24 protein-coding genes and 1 riboswitch are annotated in these 25,086 nt (G+C 69.4%); of the genes, 20 read left to right on the forward strand and 4 right to left on the reverse strand.

From position 1 onward, the window contains the following. Window positions 1-19: 19 nt before the first annotated feature. Window positions 20-1,036, reverse strand: a complete 1,017-nt coding sequence (tauA, locus tag TSH64_RS18615; protein WP_109447186.1) for a taurine ABC transporter substrate-binding protein — start codon at window positions 1,034-1,036, stop codon at window positions 20-22. A 403-nt stretch (window positions 1,037-1,439) separates the two neighbouring features. Between tauA and TSH64_RS18620 the strand changes: the two genes are divergently transcribed. The 20 genes from TSH64_RS18620 to TSH64_RS18715 all read left to right on the forward strand — a co-directional run bounded on the left by TSH64_RS18620 (window position 1,440) and on the right by TSH64_RS18715 (window position 20,678). Next, a complete protein-coding gene (locus TSH64_RS18620; protein WP_109447189.1) occupies window positions 1,440-1,649 on the forward strand; it encodes a hypothetical protein in 210 nt (69 codons plus the stop codon). 43 nt (window positions 1,650-1,692) lie between these two features. Beyond that, window positions 1,693-3,027, forward strand: a complete 1,335-nt coding sequence (locus tag TSH64_RS18625) for a phenylacetate--CoA ligase (RefSeq protein ID WP_109447191.1) — start codon at window positions 1,693-1,695, stop codon at window positions 3,025-3,027. 27 nt (window positions 3,028-3,054) lie between these two features. Then, window positions 3,055-3,675 (forward strand): malonic semialdehyde reductase, encoded by a 621-nt coding sequence (locus TSH64_RS18630; protein ID WP_109447193.1) that lies wholly within the window; start codon window positions 3,055-3,057, stop codon window positions 3,673-3,675. 49 nt (window positions 3,676-3,724) lie between these two features. Then, window positions 3,725-4,777, forward strand: a complete 1,053-nt coding sequence (locus tag TSH64_RS18635) for an ABC transporter permease subunit (protein ID WP_109447195.1) — start codon at window positions 3,725-3,727, stop codon at window positions 4,775-4,777. Next, window positions 4,771-5,565 carry an ABC transporter ATP-binding protein gene (locus TSH64_RS18640; RefSeq protein ID WP_109447197.1) on the forward strand — a complete coding sequence of 265 codons (795 nt, stop codon included), beginning with the start codon at window positions 4,771-4,773 and terminating at the stop codon, window positions 5,563-5,565. The genes TSH64_RS18635 and TSH64_RS18640 overlap by 7 nt, the downstream gene beginning before the upstream one ends. A gap of 12 nt (window positions 5,566-5,577) precedes the next feature. After that, a complete protein-coding gene (locus TSH64_RS18645; protein ID WP_109447199.1) occupies window positions 5,578-6,216 on the forward strand; it encodes a cysteine dioxygenase in 639 nt (212 codons plus the stop codon). Window positions 6,217-6,231: 15 nt separating this feature from the next. Further along, a complete protein-coding gene (locus tag TSH64_RS18650; RefSeq protein WP_109447201.1) occupies window positions 6,232-7,863 on the forward strand; it encodes a rhodanese-like domain-containing protein in 1,632 nt (543 codons plus the stop codon). A 20-nt stretch (window positions 7,864-7,883) separates the two neighbouring features. Beyond that, window positions 7,884-8,918: an ABC transporter substrate-binding protein gene (locus tag TSH64_RS18655; protein ID WP_247873027.1), complete on the forward strand. Its 1,035-nt coding sequence runs from the start codon at window positions 7,884-7,886 to the stop codon at window positions 8,916-8,918. 8 nt (window positions 8,919-8,926) lie between these two features. Further along, window positions 8,927-9,817 (forward strand): TauD/TfdA family dioxygenase, encoded by an 891-nt coding sequence (locus tag TSH64_RS18660; RefSeq protein ID WP_109447205.1) that lies wholly within the window; start codon window positions 8,927-8,929, stop codon window positions 9,815-9,817. After that, window positions 9,814-10,662 carry an HAD-IIB family hydrolase gene (locus TSH64_RS18665; protein ID WP_109447207.1) on the forward strand — a complete coding sequence of 283 codons (849 nt, stop codon included), beginning with the start codon at window positions 9,814-9,816 and terminating at the stop codon, window positions 10,660-10,662. Before TSH64_RS18660 ends, TSH64_RS18665 begins: the two co-directional genes overlap by 4 nt. After that, window positions 10,652-11,635: an ABC transporter substrate-binding protein gene (locus tag TSH64_RS18670; protein WP_109447209.1), complete on the forward strand. Its 984-nt coding sequence runs from the start codon at window positions 10,652-10,654 to the stop codon at window positions 11,633-11,635. Before TSH64_RS18665 ends, TSH64_RS18670 begins: the two co-directional genes overlap by 11 nt. Before the next feature lie 30 nt (window positions 11,636-11,665). Beyond that, the gene (locus tag TSH64_RS18675; protein ID WP_109447211.1) at window positions 11,666-12,574 is read left to right on the forward strand and encodes a LysR substrate-binding domain-containing protein; all 909 of its coding nucleotides are present in this window, start codon (window positions 11,666-11,668) and stop codon (window positions 12,572-12,574) included. Window positions 12,575-12,699: 125 nt separating this feature from the next. Further along, window positions 12,700-13,527, forward strand: coding sequence for an ABC transporter permease subunit (locus TSH64_RS18680; RefSeq protein WP_109452808.1), 828 nt, complete (start codon window positions 12,700-12,702; stop codon window positions 13,525-13,527). Between the two features lie 6 nt (window positions 13,528-13,533). Continuing rightward, window positions 13,534-14,379, forward strand: a complete 846-nt coding sequence (locus TSH64_RS18685) for an ABC transporter ATP-binding protein (protein ID WP_109447213.1) — start codon at window positions 13,534-13,536, stop codon at window positions 14,377-14,379. Between the two features lie 26 nt (window positions 14,380-14,405). Beyond that, window positions 14,406-15,419: an ABC transporter substrate-binding protein gene (locus tag TSH64_RS18690; RefSeq protein WP_109447215.1), complete on the forward strand. Its 1,014-nt coding sequence runs from the start codon at window positions 14,406-14,408 to the stop codon at window positions 15,417-15,419. Window positions 15,420-15,481: 62 nt separating this feature from the next. Beyond that, complete coding sequence (locus tag TSH64_RS18695; protein WP_109447217.1) at window positions 15,482-16,606, forward strand: LLM class flavin-dependent oxidoreductase; 1,125 nt, start codon at window positions 15,482-15,484, stop codon at window positions 16,604-16,606. Between the two features lie 6 nt (window positions 16,607-16,612). Beyond that, a complete protein-coding gene (locus TSH64_RS18700) occupies window positions 16,613-17,572 on the forward strand; it encodes a D-isomer specific 2-hydroxyacid dehydrogenase family protein (RefSeq protein ID WP_109447220.1) in 960 nt (319 codons plus the stop codon). A 26-nt stretch (window positions 17,573-17,598) separates the two neighbouring features. Continuing rightward, a complete protein-coding gene (locus TSH64_RS18705) occupies window positions 17,599-18,384 on the forward strand; it encodes a class II aldolase/adducin family protein (protein WP_109447222.1) in 786 nt (261 codons plus the stop codon). A gap of 38 nt (window positions 18,385-18,422) precedes the next feature. Continuing rightward, the gene (locus TSH64_RS18710; protein ID WP_109447224.1) at window positions 18,423-19,439 is read left to right on the forward strand and encodes an ABC transporter substrate-binding protein; all 1,017 of its coding nucleotides are present in this window, start codon (window positions 18,423-18,425) and stop codon (window positions 19,437-19,439) included. Between the two features lie 30 nt (window positions 19,440-19,469). Beyond that, window positions 19,470-20,678, forward strand: coding sequence for an acyl-CoA dehydrogenase family protein (locus TSH64_RS18715; RefSeq protein ID WP_109447226.1), 1,209 nt, complete (start codon window positions 19,470-19,472; stop codon window positions 20,676-20,678). An 11-nt stretch (window positions 20,679-20,689) separates the two neighbouring features. On the opposite strand, the gene TSH64_RS18720 is transcribed toward TSH64_RS18715, so the two are convergent. The 3 genes from TSH64_RS18720 to TSH64_RS18730 all read right to left on the reverse strand — a co-directional run bounded on the left by TSH64_RS18720 (window position 20,690) and on the right by TSH64_RS18730 (window position 24,490). After that, the gene (locus TSH64_RS18720; RefSeq protein ID WP_109447228.1) at window positions 20,690-21,643 is read right to left on the reverse strand and encodes an energy transducer TonB; all 954 of its coding nucleotides are present in this window, start codon (window positions 21,641-21,643) and stop codon (window positions 20,690-20,692) included. Between the two features lie 48 nt (window positions 21,644-21,691). After that, on the reverse strand, window positions 21,692-23,881 hold the full coding sequence (locus tag TSH64_RS18725; RefSeq protein WP_109447230.1) for a TonB-dependent receptor: 2,190 nt from the start codon (window positions 23,879-23,881) through the stop codon (window positions 21,692-21,694). A 138-nt stretch (window positions 23,882-24,019) separates the two neighbouring features. Then, on the reverse strand, window positions 24,020-24,490 hold the full coding sequence (locus tag TSH64_RS18730; protein ID WP_109447232.1) for a DUF2946 family protein: 471 nt from the start codon (window positions 24,488-24,490) through the stop codon (window positions 24,020-24,022). Between the two features lie 261 nt (window positions 24,491-24,751). Further along, window positions 24,752-24,986, forward strand: a riboswitch (cobalamin riboswitch). Window positions 24,987-25,086: the final 100 nt, after the last annotated feature.

Genomic DNA, 25,086 nt, shown 5'->3' on the forward strand with positions numbered 1-25,086 from the left:
TCTCCCGTCGGCGATAAGATTAGCGGACGTCCTTGACGTAGTCGGCGGTGACGAAGCCGCCGTAGCTGGGCAGCACGGTGGTGATCTTCTTCTGCTCCTTCAGGAACTCCGCCGTGTCCTTCAGGATCTTCGCGGCACCGCTTCCCTCGCCGCCGGCCAGCCAGGCGGTGGAGGCCTGCACCTCCGCCGGGACCAGCGACAGGTTGGTCAGCGCCGACGCCTGATCGGAGGGCGTGCCGCCCAGCAGCTTCGCCAGCGTCTTCGCATTCTCAGATTCCGGTCCCCACGCCGCCTTGTCGTTGCGGAAGGAGGCGCTGTAGCGCTCGATGGTGCCGGCGAAGCTCTTGAGGAAGGCGGGATTGTCCTTGGCGAAGGCCGCGGTCGCCACCCAGGCGCTGAAGGTCGGGGCGCCGCGGTCGGCCACCTCGCGCGAGGTCAGCAACACCTTGCCGGTCTTCTTCAGTTCGGTCAGGGCGGGATCCCAGACGAAGGCGCCGTCCAGGTCGCCGCGGTTCCAGGCGGCGACGATGTCCGGCTGCGGAATGGCGAAGACCTGGGCGTCGCGCTCCGTCAGCTTCTCCTGCTTCAGCACGGCGAGCAGCTGGTAATGGTCGGTGGAGACCGGAGCCGCCGCCAGCTTCTTGCCCTTCAGGTCCGACGGCTTCTCGATGCCGGAGCCGTTGCGCACCACCAGCGCCTCGTCGGTGCCGGAGATGGTGGCGAGGTGGAAGGCCTTCACGTCCAGCCCGCGGCTGACCGCGGCGGCGAAGGGGCTGGAGCCGACATAGCCGACCTGCACGTCGCCCGAGGCAATGGCGGCGAAGATCTCGGCACCCGAGTTGAATTTGCGGAAGTCGATCTCGGCGCCGGTCGCCTTGGCGAAGTCGCCGTTGGCGATGGCGACCGAGGAGGGCAGCGCGTCGGTCTGATAGCCGACCACGACCTTGCCGGACGCGGCTTCGGCGATGGTGGAGGCGGCAAAGGGGGCGACCGCCGCCAGCGCGGCAGAGAGGAGAATATGCAGATTGGTCTTCATCGTCGTTTCCCCCGTCACGGTGTGGATGCCGGCCTGCGAGGACCGGGAATCCGAATGTGCGTGAACTCTAAAGCGACGCCCGCGCTGTTGTCATCATAAAATCTACATTCCTACAGGGAAATAGATTATAAACCCGATTCCTTGCTGTTAAATTCCGCGGGCATTGCCGTCCGGATGGCGCCGGGCGCAAGGTTTTCCCGCCATCGGCTCGCCAAGGGCGGTACCGATTCCGCTGAAAAATTTCAGCCGATACGAAGCAGACGCTTGACCTCAACGTTTTTTCCCATTGTCCTATAGACAATAAGATATTTAAACAGACTCAATCTGTTGAATTTTGCAGCCGGTGGCAAGCGCCACGCCAAAACCACCTGACCCCAAACCACCTGACCTAAGGAGTTCAGCCATGCAGGGTTTGAGTGATTTCGACCGGATGGTGATGGCGTCGCTCTGCCCCTCGGGCACGCTGGTGCTGCCGCTTCTCCCGCCCGACGGTCACGCGGCGAACATGACAGACGGCTCTGGCGACGATGAGCGTCCGGACCGCGGCCTGCTTCCCCTCGGCCTCGGCATCGTCTCGGCCATTCTCCTGGCAGCGCTGGCAGCGCTGGCCTGATCAGGCCGGCAGCGGCCGCCAAACTCTCGAAGGATAAGAAAAAGTGGCGGTTCAGGACCATGACGCATACTGGCAGCCCGGTCTGGAAACCCAGAGCCGTGCCGACTGGCGGCAATTGCAGCTCGACCTGCTGAAGGACCATTTGCGGCACGCCTACGAAGGCTCGCCCTACTACCGCGCCACCTTCGACGCGCAGGGGGTGTCGCCGGGAGACCTGCGCACGCTGGACGATCTGCGGCGGTTTCCCTTCCTGGACAAGGCGACCATCCGCGACCGTCAGGTCGCGGTGCCGCCCTTCGGCGATCTGGTCGCCGTGCCGGAACGGGAGATCGTCTACATCTCCGCCTCCAGCGGATCGACCGGGGTGCCGACCGCCTCGCCTTTTACCGCCAAGGACTTCGAAGAGTGGATCGACTATGAGGCGCGGCAGTTCTGGTCGAGCGGCCTGCGGCCGACCGACCGCTATGCCCATGCGCTGAACTTCTCGCTGTTCGTCGGCGGTCCCTGCGTGCTGGGGGCGCAGAAGCTGGGCGCGCTCAGCATCCATGCCGGAACCCTGCCGTCGGAACGGCTGCTGGCGGTGCTGAACCAGTTTAGAGCGACGGCGCTGTGGACGACACCGTCCTACGCCTGGCATCTCGGCGAGACCGCCCAGCGCGAGGGCATCGACCCGGCCCGCGACCTCGCCGTCCGCCGGCTGTTCGTGGCGGGCGAGCCCGGCGGCTCGATCCCGGAGACACGCGAGCGGATCGAGGCGCTGTGGGGGGCGGAGGTCTACGATTATTACGGCCTGTCCGACATCTTCGGCTCCTGCGCCGGCATGTGCGTGGAGAAGGACGGGCTGCACTGGGCCGAGGACCATATCCTGGTCGAGGTGCTGAACCCCGAAACCCTCGAACCGGTGGCGGAGGGCGAGCGCGGCGAGCTGGTGCTGACCACCCTGCGCAAGCGCGCCCGCCCGATCATCCGCTTCCGCACCGGCGACATCGTGTCGGTGACGACGGAGCCCTGCCGCTGCGGCCGCACCTCGCTGCGGCTGAATGGCGTGCATGGCCGGCTCGACGACATGCTGATCGTCAAGGGCGTCAACCTGTTCCCCGGCGACGTGGAGGCGGTGGTGCGCCAGGATCCGGCCCTGACCGGCGAATACCGGCTGGTGCTCGACCGGGTCGAGCGGCTGGACCGCCTGACGGTCGAGGCGGAACACACCCACGGCTTCAACGGCGATCCGGAAGAGCTTCGGGGCCGGCTGCGCCGCCAGCTGAAGGCTGCCACCGGCGTCGGGGCGGAGGTCGCCCTGCTCGCCCCCGGCACGCTGCCCCGCGCCGTCCACAAGGCCAAGCGGATCGACGACCGCCGCCAGCATGTCTGGTCGTGACCCAATCCCCTGACGGAGCCCGCTCCCATGCCGGACACCACCCTTCCCGTCACCGAACAGCTGCCCGACGACATCTCCCAGGCGGCGGCTGACCGCCTGTTCCTCACCGCCCGCACGCCGCAAAGCTGGTCCGACCGGCCGGTCCCGGTGGAGACGCTCCACCGCCTCTACGATCTGGTCCGGCTGGCGCCGACCGCCTTCAACGGCAGCCCGGCGCGCTTCGTCTTCCTGACCACGCCGGAGGCGAAGGAGCGCTTGCGGCCAGCCTTGAGCCGCGGCAATCAGTCCAAGCTGACGGCCGGCGCCATCGCCATCGTCGCCTATGACCGCCGCTTCTTCGAGCATCTGCCGCTGCTGAGTCCGCATTACGACCCCTCGCCGATGTTCGTCGACGAGCCGTCGCTGGCCGAGACCACGGCCTTCCGCAACGGCAGCCTCCAGGCCGGCTACCTGATCCTGGCCGCCCGGCTGCTGGGTCTGGATGCCGGGCCGATGTCCGGCTTCGATGCCGAAGCGGTCGATGCGGAATTCTTCGCCGACGGCCGTCTCCGCACCAACCTGCTGGTGGCGCTGGGCCATGCCGACGGCCCGCCGTCGCGCCCGCGCGCCCCGCGGCTGGACGCGTCGAAGGCGGTGGTGATCCTCTGAGCCCAACGCCGTAGCGGCCGGCAAATCCCGGCCGAACGGGAGATCGATCATGAGCGTGAACGACACGGCCGCCGCCCTGCCGGCGGCCAACGGCGGAGCTTTGCCAATAGGCGGCGGCCTGCCGTCCAACCTCCTCCTGCGCTTCTCCGCCGCCGCCCTGCTGTGGTTCGCCGCGTCCGGGGTGACGGCCCTGTGGCCCGACGCTGCCGATGCCCAGGAGTGGGAGCGGACCGGCGAGTTCGCCAGCCTGCTGGTGGTCGCCGCCGGGCTGCTGGTGCTGGCCGCCCTGCTGGCCGCGGCGATCCGCCCTGCACCGCGCAGCCGGCTGGAGGCCGCCATCGGCAGCCTGTCGGCGTCCGTTCCCTGGCTGATCGCCCTGGCGCTGGGCGTCACCGGCTGGGAAATCCTGACCGCCAAGCTCAATCTGCTTCCGCGCCCCTTCTTCGTGCCGCCGCAGGCGCTGCTGGAGGTCTATCTCGACGACTGGCCGCGGCTGCTCGACTGCTTCGCCGCTTCGCTGAGGCTGCTGGTCACCGGCTATGCCGTGGGTTCGATCCTTGGCGTGGTGACGGGGGTCGCCATCGGCTGGTCGCGCGCGGTCGGCTATTGGGTGCACCCGGTTCTGCGGCTGATCGGCCCGCTGCCGGCCACCGCGTGGCTGCCCATCGCTTTCTTCGCCTTTCCCACCAGTTGGAGCGCCAGCGTCTTCCTGATCGCGCTGGCCAGCGGCGTGCCGGTGACCGTCCTCACTTGGTCCGGCGTGGCCGGGGTCAACAGCGCCTATTACGACATCGCCCGCACGCTGGGCGCCTCCCCGCGCTTCCTGGTGCTGAAGGTCGCCGTTCCGGCGGCGATGCCGCATGTCTTCGTCGGGCTGTTCATGGGGCTGGGCGCCTCCTTCGCCGTCCTGGTGGTGGCGGAGATGCTGGGCGTGAAGTCCGGGGTCGGCTGGTACCTGCAATGGGCCCAGGGCTGGGCCGCCTACGGCAACATGTATGCGGCCCTGCTGGTGATGGCGCTGCTCTGCTCCGGTCTGGTGACGCTGCTGTTCCGCGTCCGCGACCGCCTGCTCGCCTGGCAGAAGGGAATGCTCAAATGGTAGCGCTCGAAAACACCGACACTGCCGGCATGACCACTGGCATGACCATCGACGTGCAGGCGGTCAGCCACAGCTTCGAACTGCATGGCGCACCGCTGCCGGTGCTGGACGGGGTGGAACTGCGGGTGGAGCCGGGCGAGCTGGTCGCCCTGCTGGGACCAAGCGGCTGCGGCAAGTCCACCCTGCTGCGCCTCGTCGCCGGACTGGAACCGCCCAGCCGCGGCGGCATCCTGGCCGACGGCCGCCCCATCGACGGTCCCGACCCGTCGCGCGTCGTCGTCTTCCAGGACCCGACGCTCTATCCCTGGCGCACCGTGCGCGACAATGTCGCCCTGGGGTTGGAGGCGCGCGGCCTGCTGCGCTCGCAAGGCCACCGGATCGACAAGGCGCTGGCGCTGGTCGGGCTGACCGGTTTCGAGAAGGCCTATCCGCACCAGCTGTCCGGCGGCATGGCACAACGCGCGGCGCTGGCCCGCGCCCTGGTCAACGACCCGCGTCTGCTGATCCTCGACGAACCGCTGGGCAAGCTGGACAGCCTGACCCGGCTGGCGATGCAGAGCGAGCTGGTCGATCTGTGGCGCAGTTCGGGCTTCACCGGCCTGCTGGTCACCCACGACATCGAGGAGGCGCTGTTCATGGCGACCCGCGTGATCGTGTTCAGCGGCCGCCCGGCCCGCATCAAGGCCGACCTGTCCATCGACCGCCCCTATCCCCGCCACCGCGGCGATCCGGTCCTGACTGAGCTTCGTCACCGCATTCTCGAACTGCTCGGCCTTGCCGAGACCTGGTGAGGACACCCGACCATGCCCGACAGCTTCCCACCCGCTACCGCCACCCTGAACTTGGAACGTCTGCGCGGCTTCATCGCCGACTTCACCCGGCTGGTGGAGCGGCACGGCGACGACGAGCCCGCGGTGCTCGATGCCGGCCGCGCCCTGCTGGCCGGGCTGATCGCCGTCGACGATTGGCTGCCCGACGCTTATGCCCAGCCCGACCCGGTGCAGTATCGCCAGTATCTGCTGCATTGCGACCCGTACGAGCGCTTCTCCGTCGTCAGCTTCGTCTGGGGACCGGGGCAGCGGACGCCGATCCACGACCACACTGTCTGGGGCCTCGTCGGCATCCTGCGCGGGGCGGAACGCTCGCAACGCTATGACCTCCAGCCGCAGGGCGGCCCGCCGGTCGCCCATCCGCCCGAAATCCTGAAGGCCGGGTCGGTCGAGGCGGTGTCGCCCCGCATCGGCGATGTCCATGCGATCTCCAACGCGCTGGCTGACCGGCCGTCCATCAGCATCCACATCTATGGCGGCAACATCGGCGCCGTCCGGCGGTCGGTGTTCGACCCGCTGACCGGCCAGCGCAAGCCCTTCATCTCCGGCTACGCCAACAGCGCCCTGCCCAACCTGTGGGACCGCTCGCAGCCCGTCCCCCACGCCGCCTGAGGATCCGTCACCGCCATGACCGCAGCCGTCACCGCAACCGCTCCGCTCTCCACCCGCCGCCCCGCCGACATCCGCCGCGCCTGGATCGAACGCGACGAGGTCGCCCTGCTCGACGCGCGGGAGGAAGGCCCCTATTCGCTGGCCCACCCGCTGTTTGCCGTCTCCGTCCCGCTGAGCCGCGTGGAGTTGCTCGCTTACGACCTGCTGCCGCGGCGCGACGTGCCGATCACCGTCTATGACGATGGCGAAGGCTATGCCGAGCCGGCCGCCCGCCGGCTCCAGGCGCTGGGCTACGGCGACGTGACGCTGCTGGAGGGCGGGCTGGCCGGCTGGATCGCCGCCGGATTCGAGGTCTATCGGGACGTGAACGTGCCGAGCAAGGCCTTCGGCGAGTGGGTCGAGCACCATCGCCACACCCCCTCGCTGCCGGCTGCGGAGGTGAAGGCACTGATCGACGCCAAGGCCGATCTGGTCATCCTCGACGCCCGCCGCTTCGAGGAATACCGCACCATGTCGATTCCCGGCGGCATCAGCGTGCCGGGCGCCGAGCTGGTCAAGCGCGTCCACGACATCGCCCCCAACCCCGACACTCTCGTGGTGGTCAACTGCGCCGGCCGCACGCGGTCGATCATCGGCACCCAGTCGCTGGTGAATGCCGGGATTCCCAACCGGGTCGCCGCCCTGCGCAACGGCACCATCGGATGGACGCTGGCCGGGCTGACGCTGGACAGCGGGCGGGACGGCCGCTTCCCGGAGGTCTCTGCAGAGGGCGACGCCGCCGGCCGCCGGGCGGCGCGGGCGGTTGCCGACCGGGCCGGCGTCGGCCGGATCGACGCGGCAACGCTTGACCGCTTCCGCGGCGACGAACGCCGGACGCTCCATCTCTTCGACGTGCGCACGCCGGAGGAGTATGAGGCCGGGCACCTGCCGGGATTCCGCCACGCCGCCGGCGGCCAGCTGGTCCAGGCGACCGACGAGTATGTCGGGGTGCGTGGCGCCCGCATCGTCCTGGCCGACGATCCGGCCGGCGGCGGTGGTCCGCGCGCCGACATGTCCGCCTCTTGGCTGTCGCAGCTTGGCTGGGAGGTGCATGTGCTGGAGGGCGACGTGTCCGAGCTGGGCAGCGAGAGCGGCCCCGACCGCCGCCGCCTGCCGCCGGAGCCGGAGGTGGGAGCGGAGACCATCGCGCCGCGCGACCTGCTGGCCCTGCTGGAGAATGGCGAGGCGGTGGTGATCGACATCACCCGCAGCCCGCGCTACCGCGCCGGGCACATTCCGGGGGCCTATTTTTCCACCCGCGCCCGGCTGGCCGGCACCATTGCCCTCCTGCCCAAGGGGGTCCGCCCGGTGCTGACCTGCGGCGATGGCACGCTGACCCGCTATGCCGTCGCCGATTTCACCCTTTCCCATTTGTCTGGCGAGCGACGTCCGCTTCTGCTGGCGGGCGGCACCAAGGGCTGGGTGGCAGCCGGACTGCCGCTCAGCACCGATCTCGACCGGCTGGGGGGCGAACCCGACGACGTCTACAAGCGCCCCTACGAGGGCACCGACAACAGCGCCGCCGCCATGCAGGGCTACATCGACTGGGAGCTTGAGCTGGTCGATCAGCTGAAGCGCGACGGCGCCCACAATTTCCACGTCATCTGACGCACCGGATGGGACAGCTCATGACCAAGCCCTTTTCCATTCGGCGGCGGACCCTGCTGGGCTCCGCTCTGCTTCTCGCCGGCGGGATCGCCGCCTCGATGCCGCAGACGGCACAGGCAGAGGCGACCGAGGTTCGCTTCGCCCGCAATCTCGGCCTCGGCTATCTGCCGCTCTATGTCATGCAGGACAAGGGGCTGGTGGAGTCGCAGGCGCGCGCCGCCGGGCTGAGGGAGGTGAAGGCCAGCTACACCCCGCTCGGCAACCCGACGACGATCACCGAAGCCACCCTGTCCGGCAATGCCGACTTCGGCGCAGCCGGCGTGCCCGCCTTCATCATCGCCTGGGATAAGACGAAGGGGAACGCCAACCTGCGCGGGCTGGCGGCGCTGAACGCCCAGCCGGCCTACCTCAACACCAACCGGCCCGAGGTGAAGGGCCTGACGGACTTCACCGACAAGGACCGCATCGTCGTGCCCTCGGTCCGCGCCTCCTATCAGGCCATCGTGCTGCAGATCGCGGCGGAGAAGACCTTCGGCCCGGGCCAGCATGCGAAGCTCGATCCCCAGACCGTCTCGCTGGCCCATCCCGACGGCACCGCCGCCCTGCTGTCCGGCAAGACCGAGATCACCGCCCATTTCACCAGCCCGCCCTTCCAGGACCAGCAGCTGCGCGATCCCAAGATCCACAAGGTGCTGAGCAGCTACGACGTTCTGGGCGGCCCCGCCTCCTTCAGCGCGCTGTGGACCTCCGCCGCCTTCCACGACGCCAACCCGAAGCTGACCAAAGCGGTGCTGGCGGCGCTTGAGGACGCGGTGGCGCAGATCAAGGCCGACCCGCAGGAGGCGGCGCGCGCCTACATCCGCATCGAGAACTCCAAGCTCGGCGTGGAGGAGGTGGCGGCGATGATCGCGCATCCGGAGATCTCATACGATCTCACCCCGCGCGGCATCGGCATTTTCACCGACTTCATGGCGCGCATCGGCTCGATCCGCAACCGGCCGGCCGACTGGCGCGACCTGTTCTTCACCGACATCCATGACCGCGCCGGCAGCTGAGGGTTCGCATGTCCGATCCAGACCTCACCATCCATCCGGTGACCCCGACGCTGGGTGCCGAGATCCGCAATCTCGACCTGTCGCAGCCGTTCAGCACCGGCACGGCTTCGGCCCTCGCCGACGCGCTGGACCGCCATCTGGTGCTGGTCTTCCGCGACCAGACCCTGTCGGACGCCGACCTCGTCCGCGTCTCCGCCCATTTCGGTCCGCTCGACAAGGCACCGATCACCGAGAATGGACGGCTGCACGCGCCGGGCCATGAGGAGGTCTACGTCATCTCCAACGTCACGGAGAATGGCCGGCCCATCGGCGCGCTGGGCGCGGGGGAGTCGGTGTGGCACGCCGACATGACCTATCTGGAGACCCCTCCCTACGCCAGCAGCCTCTATGCGCTGGAAGTGCCGGCGGAGGGCGGCGACACCGGCTTCCTCAGCATGTTCGCCGCCTATGACGCCTTGCCGGCGACGCTGAAACGGCGGGTGGAGGGGCTGTCGATCAAGCATGACAGCACCACCAACAGCGGCGGCTACCTGCGCCAGGGGTTCCTCCCGCCGACCGATGTCGCCACCTCGCCGGGCACGGTGCATCCGCTGGTCATCGCCCACCCGGTGACGGGGGCCAGGGCATTGCTGCTGGGCCGCCGTCCCCATGCCCACATCCCCGGCCTGTCGGTGGCGGAGAGCGAGGCGCTGCTGGATGAAATCTGGGCGGCGGCAGTGCGGCCGGAGCTTGCCTGGCACCACCGCTGGCGTGTCGGCGATCTGGTGATGTGGGACAACCGCTGGACCATGCACCGCCGCGACCCCTTCCCCGAGGACCAGCGCCGCCGCATGCACCGCACCCAGATCGCCGTGCCGGCGGATCGTCGCCAGGACCCGCGGCGGACGGTGGCCGCATGACCGTCAGCGCCGCTCTGCGTCCGCTGGCGAAGGCTCCGGCGGCGGCCCTGGCCCGCGTGCGGTTCGTCCTGACCGACATGGACGACACTCTCACCCACCGGGGCCGCCTGTCCGCCCGAACCTACAAGGCTCTGGAGCGGCTGCGCGATGCCGGAATTCCGGTCCTGCCGGTCACTGCCGCCCCGGCTGGCTGGGCCGACCAGATGGCGCGCATGTGGCCGGTGGATGGGGTGATCGCCGAGAATGGCGGCTTGTTCCTGCGCCGTACCGCCGACGGCGATGTCGAGCGGCGCTATTGGCACGGGGAGGAGGAGCGCACGGTGGCCGCAAGGCGGCTGGAGCGTCTGCGGCAGGCCATCCACGCCGTTCTGCCCGAGGTGGAATTGGCGAGCGACCAGCCTTTCCGCCTGTGCAGCCTCGCCTTCCGCGTTCCTTCCGATCCCGCCTTGCGAACGGCGCTGGTCCGTCACTTCCGCAACGCCGGAGCGGAGGTGACGGTCAATTCCCTATGGGTGCTCGGCTGGTTCGGCGGCTACGACAAGCTCGGCATGGCGCGCCGGGTGATGCGCGAGGTTCATGGCCTCGACATCGACGCCGCACCGGAGACCGTCGCCTATGCCGGCGATTCGGTCAACGACGCGCCGATGTTCGCCCATTTCCCGACCTCCGTCGGCGTCAGCACGGTCATCGACTTCCTGTCCGAGATCCCCCGGCCGCCGGCCTGGATCACGCGCGGCCCCGGCGGCGACGGCTTCGTCGAGCTGGCCGACGCGCTGCTGGCGGCGCGGAACCCTCCCTCCCTTGTCCCGGAGCCACGCTCCGCAGGAGACCATCATGAGCCTTGATCGACCGTTCTCCCTCACCCGCCGTCATGCTCTCGGCCTCGGTGTCGGCGCGCTCGCCGCCGGGCTCGCGCCCCTGCGGCCGGCGAACGCTGCCATTCCCGCCGGCACCGTGCTGAAGGTCGGCGACCAGAAGGGGGGCGTCCAATCGGTGATCGAGGCGGCCGGGCTTCTGGCCGACCTGCCCTACCGCATCGAATGGAGCCAGTTCCCGGCCGCCGCCCCGCTGCTGGAGGCGCTGAACGCCGGTGCCATCGAGGTCGGCTATGCCGGCGACGCGCCGACCACCTTCGCGCTGGCCGCCGGCACCTCGGCAAAGATCATCGGCGCCGTCCGCTCCAACCCGCAGAGCACCACCATCCTGGTGCCGGGCTCCTCCCCCATCCGCAGCGTCGCCGACCTGAAGGGCAAGACCATCGGCACCGGGCGCGGCTCCATCGGCCATTACCTCGTGCTGGCGGCGCTGAAGGCGAACGGACTGAAGCCGGACGACGTGAAGATCGCCTTCCTGCTGCCGTCCGACGCCAAATCGGCTCTGGCCGCCGGTTCCATCGACGCCTGGTCGAGCTGGGGCATCTATGTCTCGCAGGCGCTGCTGGTGGACGGCGCCCGCGCGGTCGTCACCGGCAGCGGCCTGATGAGCGGCCTGTCCTATCAATCCGCCACGCTGGAGGCGATCTCCACCAAGCGCGAGGCGTTGACCGACCTGATCCGCCGCTTCGCCGCCGCCCGGCTGTGGGCGCTGGAGAACAGCGACGCCTATGCCGGCATCTGGGCAAGGACGGTCGGTGTCGATCCCACCATCGCCCGCCACACCTTCGGCGTCGAGCGGGCGCGGCCGGTCGCCATCGACGCCTCGGTCATCGCCGACCAGCAGGCGACGTCCGACGTCTGGCGCGAGTTCGGCATCATTCCCAAGCGGCTGGACGCGGCGGCGATCTTCGATCCCGGCTTCAACAGCGCGCTGCCGGCCTGACGGCGGCGAACCGCAGGGAGGCGATGCGGGATGGCGATGCTTCCGACCAACCTCGACATGGATGTGCTGCGGGCGCTGGTGATCGCCATGGAGCATGGCGGTTTCGCCCGTGCCGCCGAACGGCTGGGGCGGACCCAGTCGGCGATCAGCCTGCAGATGAAGAAGCTGGAGGAGCAGGTCGGCCAGCCGCTGTTCCGCAAGGCCGGCCGCACGGTGGCGCTGACCGATGCGGGCGACCTGTTGCTCGGCTATGCCCGCCGCATCGTCGCCCTGAATGACGAGGCGCTATCGGCCGCCCGCGGCCGGGCGATGGACGGCACCGTGCGGGTCGGCTTTCCCCAGGATCTGGCGGAACGTTGGCTGCCATCCGTGCTCGGCTCCTTCCACCGCGCCCATCCCCGCATCCATGTCGAGGCCCAGGTCGGCCGCGGGCGCGAACTGCGCGAGCGGGTGGCGCAAGGGGCGCTCGATCTCGCCCTGGCCTTCGGTGAGATCGGCGGCGATTCCGCAAGGACGACGACCGGAGCGGCCACTCTGGCCCATCTGCCGGTGGCCTGGGTCGCATCGGACGGATTCCGCGCCGACCGGGAAAGCCCTCTGCCGCTGGCCCTGCTCGACGCGCCCTGCATGTTCCGCCAGCACGGCATCGAGCGGCTGGACGGTGGCGGGCGCCCGTGGCGCATCACCTTCACCAGCCCCAGCCTGTCCGGCCTGTGGGCGGCGGTGGAAGCCGGGCTGGGCGTCACGATCCGCACACCGCTGGGCCTGCCCGAAACGCTGGCGCCCCTCGAACCGCATCATGACCTGCCGGAACTGGGCTCGGTCCCGCTGGAACTGCATCGCGCGCCGTCCGCCGCCAATCCGGCGGTCGACCGTCTGCACGGGATTCTGGCGGACTCGCTGGCCGCGGTCCTGCGCGACGCGGGCGCACAGATATAACATAAAATTCACGTTACTTAAGTTTTTCTCAACAGTGTAGTTTGTGTTTTTTGTTTTTCCTATTCACGCAATAGGAATAGGCTTTCTCCCGTAGCCACCGCAATCGAACGGCATCGGGAGGGATGATGACGGCAGCCACCGCGACCCAACGAACGGGATCCCGATCCCGGAGATGGACGCTTCCGGCGGGGGCTCTTCCGGCGGGTCTGCGCCGCTGTGCGGTGCCGCTGGCGCTGCTGGTCCTTTGGCAGGCCAGCGTCGGGCTGGGCTGGATTTCCACCCGTACCATCCCCTCGCCAAGCCAGATCCTGACCGCCTTCTGGGACTTGACGGTCAGCGGCGAACTGGCGGTGCATCTGCTGGTCTCGCTCGGCCGGGTCAGCGCCGGGCTCGCGATCGGCGTGTCGGTCGGCACCGTCTGCGCCTTGATCGCCGGCCTGTCACGGCGGGGGGAGGATGCGCTGGATGCGCTGCTGCAAATGCTGCGCACCCTGCCCCATCTGGCGCTGGTTCCGCTGTTCATCCTGTGGTTCGGCATCGGCGAGACGCCGAAGATCGCGCTCGTCGCACTCGGCACCGCTTTTCCGATCTACCTGAACCTGTTCGCCGGCATCCGCACCGTCGACGCCAAGGTGGTGGAGGCGGTCTCCACCCTGGGCCTGACAAGGGGGGAGATGATCGCCCAGGTCATCCTGCCGGGGGCCCTGCCCGCCTTCCTGACCGGCCTGCGCTACGCGCTCGGCGTGGCGTGGCTCAGCCTCGTGGTGGGCGAACAGATCAACGCCTCCAGCGGCATCGGTTATCTGGCGATGACGGCGCGGGAGTTCCTGCGCACCGACGTGATCATCGTCGCCCTGATCGTCTACGCCATCCTCGGCCTGCTCGCCGACCTGATCGTCCGCGTCATCGAACGCAGGGCACTGGTCTGGCGCCCGGCCTTCATCAAGGAGTGACCCTCCATGAGCCACGCCCTTTCCCGAATCCCCGCCTCCCAGTCCACCATCGGCAAGCCTGTCGTCAGCGTCCGCGGCCTCGTCCGCAACTTCGGCAACGGCAATGTGCTGGACGGCCTGTCGCTCGACCTTCAGCCCGGCTCCTTCACCGCGCTGCTCGGCCGATCCGGCTGCGGCAAGTCGACGCTGCTGCGCACCCTGGCCAAGCTGGACCCGGCGCCGGAGGGCACGGTGCAACTGCCGGACGAGCGCGCCGTGGTGTTCCAGGAGCCGCGGCTTGTGCCCTGGATGCGGGTGCTGCGCAACGTCACGCTGGGCCTGCGCCGTCCGGATGCCGAAGCCCGCGGCCTCGCGGCCCTGGCGGAGGTCGGGCTGTCCCACCGCGCCAATGCTTGGCCGCTGACCCTGTCGGGCGGCGAGGCGCAGCGGGCGGCGCTGGCCCGCGCCCTGGTCCGTGAACCGCGCCTGCTGCTGCTGGACGAGCCTTTCGCGGCGCTGGACGCGCTGACCCGGATGCGCATGCAGGGTCTGGTGGAGACGCTGTGGCGCGCCCATTCCCCCGCCGTCTTGCTGGTGACCCACGACGTGGACGAGGCGCTGTTGCTGGCAGACCGCGCCGTGGTGATGGCGGACGGCAAGATCGCCGCCGACATCCCGATCCCGCTCGCCCGTCCGCGGCGCCATGGCGACCCCGGCTTCATCGCGCTGCGCTCTCGCCTGTTGACCGAGCTTGGCGTCGACGAGGAGCATCTGGCCGCACGGGAACCGCAACGCACCGACGCCAGGGCAGCCGGCGCAAGGCCCGGCGGCTACGGCCTGCCCGCCGGTGCCGCCGCAGCGCCCAGCCTCTGACCCTCGACGCCGACGGACCCGACGCCATGACGACCGATCTTGTCCGCCTCTCCTCCACCCCGTTCAGCCGCCGCACTCTGCTGCGCGGCACCTGCGGCGCCCTGGCGCTGGGCACCCTGCCCGGCCTTGCACAGGGTGCCTCCGGCCCAGCCTCCGAAACCGTGTTGCGCATCGCCGACTACAAGGCGCTGGACGGGCTGGCGCTGGAGGCGTCCGGCAATGCCGGGTCCAGCTTCCGGTCGCAGTTCGCCGAGTTCGCATCGGGCAACCTGATCGTCGAGGCGATCAACGCCGGCTCCATCGACGTCGGCTCCAGCAGCGAGATCCCGCCCGCCTTCGGCATCGCCGCCGGCGCCCGCCTGTCCATCGTCGCGGTGGTCAAGGACGACGTGAACTGGCAGGTGGTGCTGGTGCCGCCCGGCAGCCCGATCAAATCGGTCGCCGACCTGAAGGGCAAGCGCGTCGGCTATGTCCGCGCAACCACCACGCAATACTATCTCGCCAAGATGCTTGGCGAAGCCGGGCTGCGCTTCACCGACATCCAGCCGATCAGCCTGACCCCGTCGGAGGGACAGGCCGCCTTCGAGCAGGGCGCGCTCGATGCCTGGGCGATCTACGGCTATTCGGTGCCCTTCGCCATAAAGAAGGGCGCGCGCGTTCTCGTCACCTCCAACGGCTACCTGTCGGGCAACTACCTGTATCTCGCCTCGCCCGACGCGCTGGCCGATCCGGGCAAGTCGGCCGCCATCGGCGACTATTTCCTGCAGCTGCGCCGCGCCTTCGCCTGGCGCGCCGCCAATCTGGAGCGCTGGGCACAGGTCCATTCCACCGCCATCGGCGTGCCGGTCGAAACCGACCTGGAAATCCTGCGCAAGAACTCCCGCCAGCGCGATCTGGCGCCGATCACCGATGCCGACATCGCCTCGGCCCAGAACGTCGCCGACACCTTCCACCAGCTCGGCGTCCTGCCGAAGCGCATCGACATCGCCTCGGCCTTCGACCGCCGCTTCACCGACATCCTGTCGCGTCCGCTCAGCTGAGCCCTATCGGCCAGTTGGCGCCACCCCAATCCCTCGCCAGCCACAAAAAGGGAACCACCGCCATGACCGCCTCCCACAGTGCCTCCGCCCATCCGCTCCGCTTCGTCGGCTTCGTCGGCAACCACAATGCATCGGAGATCATCCCGCGCCAAGGCCCGGTGGTGGACCGCGACTATATCGAGACGGTCGCCAAGGCGCATGAGCTGGGCGGCTTCGATTCCGTGCTCCAGGCCTTCCATGCCGATGCGCCGGACAGCCTTCAGGTCAGCCAGCACATCACCAGCGTCACCGACCGGCTGGGCGTGCTGATCGCCCACCGCCCCGGCTTCCAGGCGCCGACCATCCTCGCCCGCCAGTTCGCCACGCTGGACCAGCTGAGCCGCGGCCGTGTCGCCATCAACGTCATCACCGGCGCCGAGCGCAGCGAGCTTGCCCGCGACGGCAACCTTGTGGACGACAAGGACGACCGCTATGCCCGCACCTCCGAGTTCCTCGACATCGTCCGCGCCGAATGGATCAGCGACAAGCCCTTCGACTATCAGGGCCGCTTCTATCAGGTCGAGAAGGCCTTCTCGCAGGTGAAGCCCTACAACCCGTCGGGCATCCCGGTGTGGATCGCCGGCGCCTCCGCCGCGGCGGTCGAGGTGGCGGGACGCCATGCCGACACCTATGCGGTGTGGGGGGAGACACACGATCAGGTGCGCGAACTTCTGGCCCGCGTGCGTGCCGCCGTCGCCAAGGCGGGCCGTCCGCAGCCGGCCTTCAGCCTGTCGCTGCGCCCGATCCTGGCCGAGACCGAGGACGCCGCCTGGGCCAAGGCCGAGGCCATCTACGAAAAGGCCAAGGCGCTGCTGGAGAAGACCGGCTTCACCCGCGGCGACCTGCCGAACAACGAGGGCGCCCGCCGCCTGCTCGCCATCGCCGACAAGGGGCATCGCCACGACAAGCGCCTGTGGACCGCCATCGCCGCCCTGACCGGGGCGAAGGGCAACTCCACGTCGCTGGTCGGCACGCCGGATCAGGTCGCCGACGCCCTGCTCGACTATTACGACCTCGGCGTCACCACCTTCCTGATCCGCGGCTTCGACCCGCTGCCCGACGCCATCGCCTATGGCCGGGACCTGCTGCCGCGCGTCCGCCAGCTGGTGGCCGAGCGCCAGCGCGCCCAGGCCGTCGCGGCGGAGTGAGGCATCGTGCCAGCGCAGTCTCCGGTCATCCTCAACCAGCTTGGCCCCGTTGTGGGGGAGCGCATCGCCGCCCACCCCTCGCGCCCCACGGTGCTGACGCATGAGGCCGGCCACGCACCGTGGCAGGTCCCAACCGGGGTCGAGGTTTTGCTGACCCGTCCGCTGATCGGGTGGGAGGAGGCGCCCGCCGCCCCTCCCACCGGCTGGGGCAAGGGCTTGCGCTGGATCCAGTCGGCGTCCACCGGCATGGATTTCTATCCGCCTTGGCTGCTCGGCGGCGCCCCGGTCGTCACCTGCGCCCGCGGCGTGTCGGCGGCGGCCATCGCCGATTACGCGATGACGGCGATCCTGACCGTTGAGAAGCGGTGGGAGACCATCCGCCTTACCGGACCGGAGGACTGGCGGCGCGAGACGCTGGGCAGCATCTCCGGTAAGCGGCTGGGGTTGGCCGGCTTCGGCGCCATCGGCCGGGCGGTGACCGAGCGGGCGCTCGCTTTCGGGATGGCCGTCGGGGCGGTGCGCCGCTCCGGCTGGGCCGAGCCGGAACCGGGCGTCGAACCGTTCGACCGGCTGGAGGAGTTGGCGGCGGTCAGCGACCATCTGGTGCTCGCACTGCCGCTGACTGCCGCCACCCGCGGGCTGGTGAGCGCCGACCTGCTGGCGCAGGCCAAGCCGGGGTTGCATCTGGTCAACGTCGCCCGCGGCGCGCTGGTCGATCAGGACGCCCTGCTCGCCGCCATCGAGAGCGGCCGGGTCGCCAACGCCACGCTGGACGTCACCGACCCCGAACCGCTGCCCGCCGGCCACCCCTTCTACCGCCATCCGGCGATCCGGCTGACGCCGCATGTCTCGTGGTCCGCCCCGGATTTCGAGCGGCGGCTGGCCGACCGCATCCTCGCCAACCTCGACGCCTACGCGCGCGGCGAACCGCTGCGCGACGTGGTGGACGCCGGCACCGGCTACTGACCCTTTCCCGACGGAGCCCCCGCCCGATGACCCATATCCAGCCGAGACCGCGCAAATTCTGGCCGCCGGTCGATCCGGTCAGTTACACCAGCGTCGAGGAGGAGCGGCAGCACCGCAAGCAGCGGCTCGCCGCCACCTTCCGCCTGTTCGGCCGCTACGGCTTCGACCAGGGGCTGGCCGGCCATGTCACCGCCCGCGATCCGGAGCATCCCGACCGCTTCTGGATCAACCCGCTGGGTCAGCATTTCCGCACCATCCGGGTGTCGGACCTGCATCTGGTCGACGGCGAGGGCACCATCCTGCACGGCGACCGCGCCATCAACCAGGCCGGCTTCACCATCCATTCCGCCATCCACCGGGCGCGCCCCGACGTGGTGGCCGCCGCCCACACCCATTCGACCTACGGCAAGGCATGGTCGGCGCTGGGCCAGCCGCTCGCCCCGCTGAGCCAGGATGCGGCGGCCTTCTATGAGGATCAGGTGATCTTCGACCCCTATTCCGGCGTCGTCCTGACCGAGGGTGAAGGCAAGCGGCTGGTGGAGGCGCTGGGCGACCGGAAGCTGGCGATCCTGAAGAACCACGGCCTGCTCACCGTGGGCCCGACGGTGGAAGCCGCCGCATGGTGGTTCATCAGCGCCGACAACGCCGCCCACACCCAGCTGCTGGCCGAGGCCGCCGGCCGGCCCCAGCCCATCGACCATGAAACGGCCCTGCTGACCCGGTCCCAGGTCGGGACCCATCAGGGCGGCGCCTACAACTTCCACCCGCTGTGGGAATGGATCGTGGCGGCCGAACCCGACCTGCTCGACTGAACCGTTCCCGTCCCACCTTTCGCGAAAGCACAAGACCAATGACCGCGAATCCGGCACCTCCCCTTTCCCGCTCCCTTTCCCGTCCCCTGTCCCGCCGCGGCCTGATCGCCGCCGGCGCCATCACCCTCGCCGCCCCCTTCGTGCTGCGCCGTCGGGCGGTGGCGGCGGAACCGCTGCGCCTGTCGTGGAACGCCGGGGCCGTCTGCTTCTCCGCCGTGCCGCTGGCCTTCCAGCTCGACCTGTTCAAGAAGCACGGGCTGGAGGTCGAGCTGGTCAACTTCACCGGCTCCACCGACCAGTTGCTGGAGGCCATCGCCACGGGCAAGGCCGATGCCGGCGTCGGCATGGCGTTGCGCTGGCTGAAGCCGCTGGAGCAGGGCTTCGACGTGAAGATCTCCGCCGGCCTGCATGGCGGCTGCATGCGGCTGTTCGGGGCCAAGGCGGCGGGTGTGAAGACGGTGCTCGACCTGCCGGGCAAGGTCATCGGCGTCAGCGACATGGCCAGCCCGTCGAAGAACTTCTTCTCGGTCGTGCTGACCAAGTTCGGCCTCGACCCCAACAAGGACGTCGAATGGCGCCAGTTCCCCGCTGACCTGCTCGGGCTGGCGGTGGAGAAGGGGGAAATCCACGCCATCGCCGACGGCGACCCGCTGGTGTGGAGCCAGACCAAGAACCCGCAGATGGTGGAAATCACCAACAACGTCTGCGGCGAGTTCGCCACCCGCACCTGCTGCCTCGTCGGCGTGCGCGGCAGCCTGCTGCGAGACAACCGCCCGGCGGCCAAGGCGCTGACCACAGCGCTGATCGAGGCGCAGCACGCGGCTTACGCCGACCTGCGCGCCGCCGCCGCGGCCTATGCCCCCTTCGCCCCCAAATTCCCGGTGGAGGAGCTGGAGGCGATGCTGCGCAGCCACGCCCACAACGTCACCCCCATCGGCGACGAGCTGCGCCAGCAGCTGGCGCTCTACACCGACGAGCTGAAGAGCGTGTCGGTCATCAAGCGTTCGACCGACAGCCAGCGCTTCGCCGGGCGCATCACGGTCGACCTCGCCTGAACCGGCTCCACTGTAGCGGGATTGCCTGCCATGCCCTTTGACGACCTGCCCTTTCCGGCCTCTCCGTTCGCCGGGACCGTCCCCGCCCCGGCGGTCGACCCCTCGCTGATCGCCACCCTGTCGGCGGAGTTCGCGACGCGAGCCGCGGAACATGACGCTAAGGCCAGTTTCCCCTTCGAGAATTTCGAGCGGCTGGCATCGTTCGGCCTTCCGGCATTGGTCACCCCGGCAACGGCAGGCGGCAAGGGCGGCGGGCTGCGCGATGCGCTGGCGGTGGTCAACGGGATCGCCGCCGGCGAACCGTCCACCGCGCTGGTCCTGGTGCTGCAATACGTCATCCACAACCAGCTCTGGCGCGGGTCCGCCTGGCCGGAAGCACTGCGCGAGCGCATCGCCCGCTCCGCCGCGACCGACGGCGCGCTGATCAACATCCTGCGGGTGGAGCCGGAACTGGGCACGCCGCACCGCGGCGGGCTGCCGGCGACGGTGGCGCGCAAGGTGCCGGGCGGCTGGCGCATCTCCGGCACCAAGATCTACTCCACCGGCATTCCGGCGCTGTCCTGGCTCGGCGTCTGGGCCCGCACCGACGATGTGGAACCGCTGGTCGGCACCTGGGTGGTCCCGCGCGGCACCGGCCTCGCCGAACAGGGGATCGAGGTGCGGGAAAGCTGGAACCACATCGGCATGCGGGCCAGCGGCAGCCACGAGGTGGTGTTCCACGACGTCTTCGTTCCCGACGACCATGCCGGCGAACTGCGCCCGCCCGCCGCTGGCTGGACCGTTCCCGATGCGGTCGCCACCGCCTGGATGGCCGCCCTGTTCAGCGGTGTCTATGACGGCATCGCCCGCTCCGCCCGTGATTGGCTGGTCAGCTTCCTGCACGCCCGCAAGCCGACGGGGCTGAACGGTGCGTCGCTCGCCACCGTCCCCCGCCTGCAAGAGGCTCTGGGCGGGATCGAGTCACTTCTGCTGACCAACCGCATTCTCCTGCGCTCCCTGTCGGCGGCGGTGGACAGCGGCACGCCGCCCTCGCAGAGCGACGCCCTGCTGGTGAAATACACGGTGACCAACAACGCCATCGACGTGGTGGCGCGGGCGCTGGAAGTCACCGGCAATCCCGGCCTGTCACGCGACAATCCGCTGGAGCGCCATCACCGCGATGTCCTGTGCGCCCGCGTTCATGCCCCGCAGAACGACATGATCCTGACCGGCGCCGGACGGGCCGCTTTGTCACGGTGAGCGGCAAGCGCTCACTGCAGCGCGTAGCGGACGGGAAGCGTGATGTCGATCCGGTTGCGGCCCAATCCGGCAGGGATGGCGGGAAGCGGCGACGCACGCTGGATCATCTCCTCCGCGGCCCGGTCGAGGCTGCCATGCCCCGATCCCTGGACAATCGCCCAGCCCGTGATGGTGCCGTCGGCGACGATGGTGAAGCGGACCAGCACGGTGCCTTCCTCCCGCTTCAGGCGCGCGGCCTGCGGATAGATCTTGTGACGGGCCAGCCTGGCCTGGATCGTGCCGAAGTAATCGGCCGCCTGCCTGTCGGAATTGGCAGGCGGGTCCGAGGGTGGTGCCGAATCCGCCGCCGGAGCGGCTGGTTGGGTTGCGGGTGCGGATGACGCCTGCGCTGCCGGCTGCGCGGCGCGCCCGGATCTGTCCGTCGGGGGGAGTGCGGCCGACAGGACCTTGGTGGGAGACGGGGTCCGCTGCGGGGGGCCGGGCGATGGCCGGCGTGCCGGAATCGGCGGCCGGATGGGCGGCGGGGTTTCCTGCTTGAGCGGCTCCGCCGGGACCGGCGCGGGTTGCTCCGCGACCGGTGTGTCGGCGATTGGTGTGTCGGCGAGCGGTGGCATCGGGGCATCGGGAGGCGGCTCCGATTCCCGTTGCTGCGGCGGCTCGGACGCAGGGTCCGGTACCGGCTCCGGCCGGGCACCCTCCTCCGCGGCCTTGATGCTTTCCGCAACAGGCTCCGACGGCGGCACCGGTTCTGCCGCAGCCGCGACGAAGGAAAGCTCCACCGCAATCATCGCCGGCAGGGGAGCCGGCGGTGATTGCAGACCGACCGCAAGGGCGATCACCCCCACATGCAAGGCGAGCGACAACGGCAGGCTCCACCGCGCCGCCCAGCTCCGGGCGGCCGATGGAACAGGGGCCGTTTCCGCAGCGAGACGGGGCAAGGCTGCAATCGTCCGGTGCTCGGGCATGGAGCGGACCTTCGGCAGGGTAAGTCGCGGTGCGACGGACGGTCCGCCTTAGAACTTCACCGTTATGCCGGCGATGAAGGACCGCCCCGCTCCCGGCAGCGCGCCGATCGTGCCCCGGCTTCCCCCTGCCCGGAAATCGGCATAGTCGACACCGCCCAGCGGCAGGGAATATTGACGGTCGAACAAATTCTCGACACCGGCATCGACCCGGACATTGCCCCACTCGTATCCCGTCCGCAGATTGACCAGCGCATAGCTGGGCGTCTTCGGCTCGTTGCGCGCCGCTTCCACCCGGTCCTTGCGGGCGGTCGCCTGCACCTCGACGGCGCTGCTCCAGCCGCCCAGCCGGTGTTCCATCGTCAGCAGGGCGTTCAGCGGCATGATGTGATAGAGCGCATCGCCGGTGTCGAGGTTGCGGCCATGCACCCAGCCGACCACGCCGGACAGGCGGAAGGAGCCGATCTTGTCGTCCTCGTACAGCCCGGCCGCCACCGACAGGTTGGCGCCGACCAGGATGGCGTCATGGTTGGCGAAGCGCAGCTTGACGAAGCCGTTGCTCAGCGTGCCGATCCGCTCGACGTCGATGAAATCCTGCACATAGGTGTAATAGGGGGTCAGCTTGATCTCCCAGGATTTGCGGGCGGCATCGTGCAGCGACAGGGTGGTGCTGACGGTGTTGGCGACCTCCGGCTTGAGGTCGGGGTTGCCGACATAGCCGTTGGCGTCGCCGAACCAGCCGTTCATGCTGCTCGACATCGCGCCGGTGCCCCAGGCATAGCGCTCGTAGAGATTGGGCGAGCGGGTCTTGCGGGCATAGCCGGCTTCGATCGCGCTGGTGTCGGAGGGAGTGTAGCGGACCAGGGCCGTCGCGTCGAAATTGACGTCGGTGCGGCCATGGCCGCGGGCGTTGAAGGCGCGGGCGTCGGCCGCATCGGGGTTGGCCATCGCCATCATGCCCATGCCCAGGCTGTTCTGCCAGGAATAGGGCTGCACGGCACCGGTGTCCATCCACACCACGTCGTTGCGCACGCCGAGCAGCGTCGTCCAGGCCGGCGACCAGCTTGCCTCCCATTCGGCGAAGGTGCCGAGGCGGTTGCGGGAGCCGTCCTTGACGTTCCAGTAGGTCAGCGGACTCATCATGCTGCTGCCGGCCACCGGGTCCCACCAGTCGTCGAGATGGGTGTGGCGCAGCTCGTTGCCGACGCGCAGGGTGTCGCGCGCCGACAGCGGCAGCGTCGCCTTGACCGAATAGCCGGCGTCGGTGGTCAGCGTGTCCATCGGCATGCCGCCGCCGGCGCTGCCGCCCTTGTCCTCAAGGAAATTCATGGTGTGCCGCGTCCGCCGCCAGTTGGCGCGGGCGTCGAGATTTCCCCAGTCGAAGGCGCCTTCGTACCGGCCGTTCAGGAAGACGGTGCGGTTGTCGGTCAGATCCATGCGCTGGGTGGGAAAGCCCTGGTAGGGCATGGTCTGGATGCCGCCCTGCAGCGTGACCTGATGCCCGTCGCGGCGCGCCCCGAACGTCACCGCATTGTCCTGCACGTTGTAGAGGGTCGAGCGGACGGTCTGGCCGTCGCCGGCCTTGTAGTTGCCGGCCCGGCTCCAGGATCCGCTGTAGCCCAGGCTGAGGCTGTCGGTGGCGACGGACGCCTCGGCAGCCCCCGTCACGCCACGGCCGTTCGACCGGTAGGAGGCCGACAGCTTGCCCTCGGTGTGCACCGCCTCCCCCGCCGGAGCGAAGACCGGAGGCGCGCTTTCGGCGGCGATGGTTCCGGCGATGCTGTCGCCGCCGGCGCTGACCGGCGTGATGCCGGCCAGCACTTCGATCTTGGACAGGCGCGTCGGCGTGATGGTGGACAGCGCCGGGTTCATCTGGTTGGGACAGGCGGGGGCAACGGGCGCGCCGTCGACCAGCACATTGACGCGGTCGGCACCCAGCCCGTTCAACGCCGGCAGGCTCGACACGCCGCCATTGCCATAGAGGCTGACGCCGGGCAGGCCGCGCAGCAGGGCCGCGACGTCTCCGGTGGTGGGCCGGCGGGCCGCCAGCCCATCCCCGCCCAGGGCGGTGCCGGCGGCCAGGGCATCGTCCGGGCCTGCGATCACGGAAATCGCCGGAAGCGATTGGGCAAGCGGTGAAACGGTCTGGGCGGACAGAGCGGCGGGAAACAGTGCGGTGAGGGCAGCACCGGACAGCAGGGCGGCGCGCAGGGCGCCGGCCGCGGCGAAACGCAACATCATGGAACATCTCGATCTGAGGCCAGCCGAACACGGCCCCGCGCCATCGGTTGCGAAGGGTGTGCAAGGCTGCGAACAGGAAAGGTCGGCAAGGGCAGGTCGCCGCGCGGATATCCCGCGCGGCGACCCGCGATTCCGGCCTCAGACCGGTGGCGCGCGGGCCTGGAGGGTGGAGAGGAACCAGCCGGCGGCGATCACGTCGCCGGGCAAGGCTTCGGGGCTGTGGCGCCCGACCGACGAGCGCGTCATCCGCAGATCCGGCGGCGGCAGCGCCAATCCACCGATCAGCGGACAGAGCGGGCAGGAGCCGCCCGACATCAGCAGATCGCCTCGGAGCAGATCGCCTTGGCCCGAATCGTTCTGCGCCGAATCGTTCTGCGCCGAATCGCTCTCGTCGCCTGCCGGATCGCCTGCCATTCCGTGGTCGTCCATAACCACGGTCTTGAACCCATCCGGCGTGCAGATGACGATCCGGCTGCTCTCGGCCGCATTGGCGGATGCGATGACGGCGGGCATCCAGGCCCAGGCGACGACCTGCAACAGCAGCGCAATCGCACCGGCCGCAAGGCCGGCCCGTCGCGTGGGTCGCAGTCTGTCCTGGGTCGCGCTCATGCCGATCCGTGCATCGATCCATCTTGCCCATCGCACGTGCAGACGCACGCATTGGGTGCGGCACATTAGCCGAAGTGCCGCAGTCGGGATCAGCGGCATTTTCCCGCAGGCCCCAGATCCGACGCCCGGATCCGACGGCGAACTTCTCCTTGCAGGTCGCACAATGGCGCGATATGTAACGTTATAACATAACATTCTGGATATGGACTCTCCGATGCTTTTGTTCGTTCGCAAAGCTTGACCGGGGGCGCCGCGTCGCTCATGAATGGTCCCGGTTCTGGTTCTTCCGGCGGTTCGCCACCGGAAGCTAAGAGGGAACCCGGTGAGCCGCCAACCCTGCGAAGGGGAATGCGGTGAGGCCGGGGCTGCCCCCGCAACTGTGAGCGGCGAGCCGTACCGTCATTTCAAGCCACTGGCGCCCATCGGCGCTGGGAAGGCCGGACGGAACGACGACGACCCGCAAGCCAGGAGACCTGCCAGCACCACAACGAAACGTCCTCGGGCGGGGTGTCCCGGTGGAACGCTTGCCATGCGTGTGCCCGGATTCCGCTCCGGTCGCGTCGCATGCTCCGCAAGACGTCCGCCATGCCTCCCCG

This window comes from Azospirillum sp. TSH64, assembly GCF_003116035.1.
Classification (GTDB): domain Bacteria; phylum Pseudomonadota; class Alphaproteobacteria; order Azospirillales; family Azospirillaceae; genus Azospirillum.

Coding starts and splice junctions, on each gene's coding strand:
- TSH64_RS18665 (WP_109447207.1), top strand. CDS start 9,814: ATGACCGTCAGCGCCGCTCTGCGTCCGCTGGCGAAGGCTCCGGCGGCG.
- TSH64_RS18705 (WP_109447222.1), top strand. CDS start 17,599: ATGACCCATATCCAGCCGAGACCGCGCAAATTCTGGCCGCCGGTCGAT.
- TSH64_RS18645 (WP_109447199.1), top strand. CDS start 5,578: ATGCCCGACAGCTTCCCACCCGCTACCGCCACCCTGAACTTGGAACGT.
- TSH64_RS18730 (WP_109447232.1), bottom strand. CDS start 24,490: ATGAGCGCGACCCAGGACAGACTGCGACCCACGCGACGGGCCGGCCTT.
- TSH64_RS18640 (WP_109447197.1), top strand. CDS start 4,771: ATGGTAGCGCTCGAAAACACCGACACTGCCGGCATGACCACTGGCATG.
- TSH64_RS18650 (WP_109447201.1), top strand. CDS start 6,232: ATGACCGCAGCCGTCACCGCAACCGCTCCGCTCTCCACCCGCCGCCCC.
- TSH64_RS18725 (WP_109447230.1), bottom strand. CDS start 23,881: ATGATGTTGCGTTTCGCCGCGGCCGGCGCCCTGCGCGCCGCCCTGCTG.
- TSH64_RS18660 (WP_109447205.1), top strand. CDS start 8,927: ATGTCCGATCCAGACCTCACCATCCATCCGGTGACCCCGACGCTGGGT.
- tauA (WP_109447186.1), bottom strand. CDS start 1,036: ATGAAGACCAATCTGCATATTCTCCTCTCTGCCGCGCTGGCGGCGGTC.
- TSH64_RS18685 (WP_109447213.1), top strand. CDS start 13,534: ATGAGCCACGCCCTTTCCCGAATCCCCGCCTCCCAGTCCACCATCGGC.
- TSH64_RS18715 (WP_109447226.1), top strand. CDS start 19,470: ATGCCCTTTGACGACCTGCCCTTTCCGGCCTCTCCGTTCGCCGGGACC.
- TSH64_RS18675 (WP_109447211.1), top strand. CDS start 11,666: ATGGCGATGCTTCCGACCAACCTCGACATGGATGTGCTGCGGGCGCTG.
- TSH64_RS18710 (WP_109447224.1), top strand. CDS start 18,423: ATGACCGCGAATCCGGCACCTCCCCTTTCCCGCTCCCTTTCCCGTCCC.
- TSH64_RS18655 (WP_247873027.1), top strand. CDS start 7,884: ATGACCAAGCCCTTTTCCATTCGGCGGCGGACCCTGCTGGGCTCCGCT.
- TSH64_RS18720 (WP_109447228.1), bottom strand. CDS start 21,643: ATGCCCGAGCACCGGACGATTGCAGCCTTGCCCCGTCTCGCTGCGGAA.
- TSH64_RS18670 (WP_109447209.1), top strand. CDS start 10,652: ATGAGCCTTGATCGACCGTTCTCCCTCACCCGCCGTCATGCTCTCGGC.
- TSH64_RS18690 (WP_109447215.1), top strand. CDS start 14,406: ATGACGACCGATCTTGTCCGCCTCTCCTCCACCCCGTTCAGCCGCCGC.
- TSH64_RS18695 (WP_109447217.1), top strand. CDS start 15,482: ATGACCGCCTCCCACAGTGCCTCCGCCCATCCGCTCCGCTTCGTCGGC.
- TSH64_RS18680 (WP_109452808.1), top strand. CDS start 12,700: ATGACGGCAGCCACCGCGACCCAACGAACGGGATCCCGATCCCGGAGA.
- TSH64_RS18620 (WP_109447189.1), top strand. CDS start 1,440: ATGCAGGGTTTGAGTGATTTCGACCGGATGGTGATGGCGTCGCTCTGC.
- TSH64_RS18630 (WP_109447193.1), top strand. CDS start 3,055: ATGCCGGACACCACCCTTCCCGTCACCGAACAGCTGCCCGACGACATC.
- TSH64_RS18635 (WP_109447195.1), top strand. CDS start 3,725: ATGAGCGTGAACGACACGGCCGCCGCCCTGCCGGCGGCCAACGGCGGA.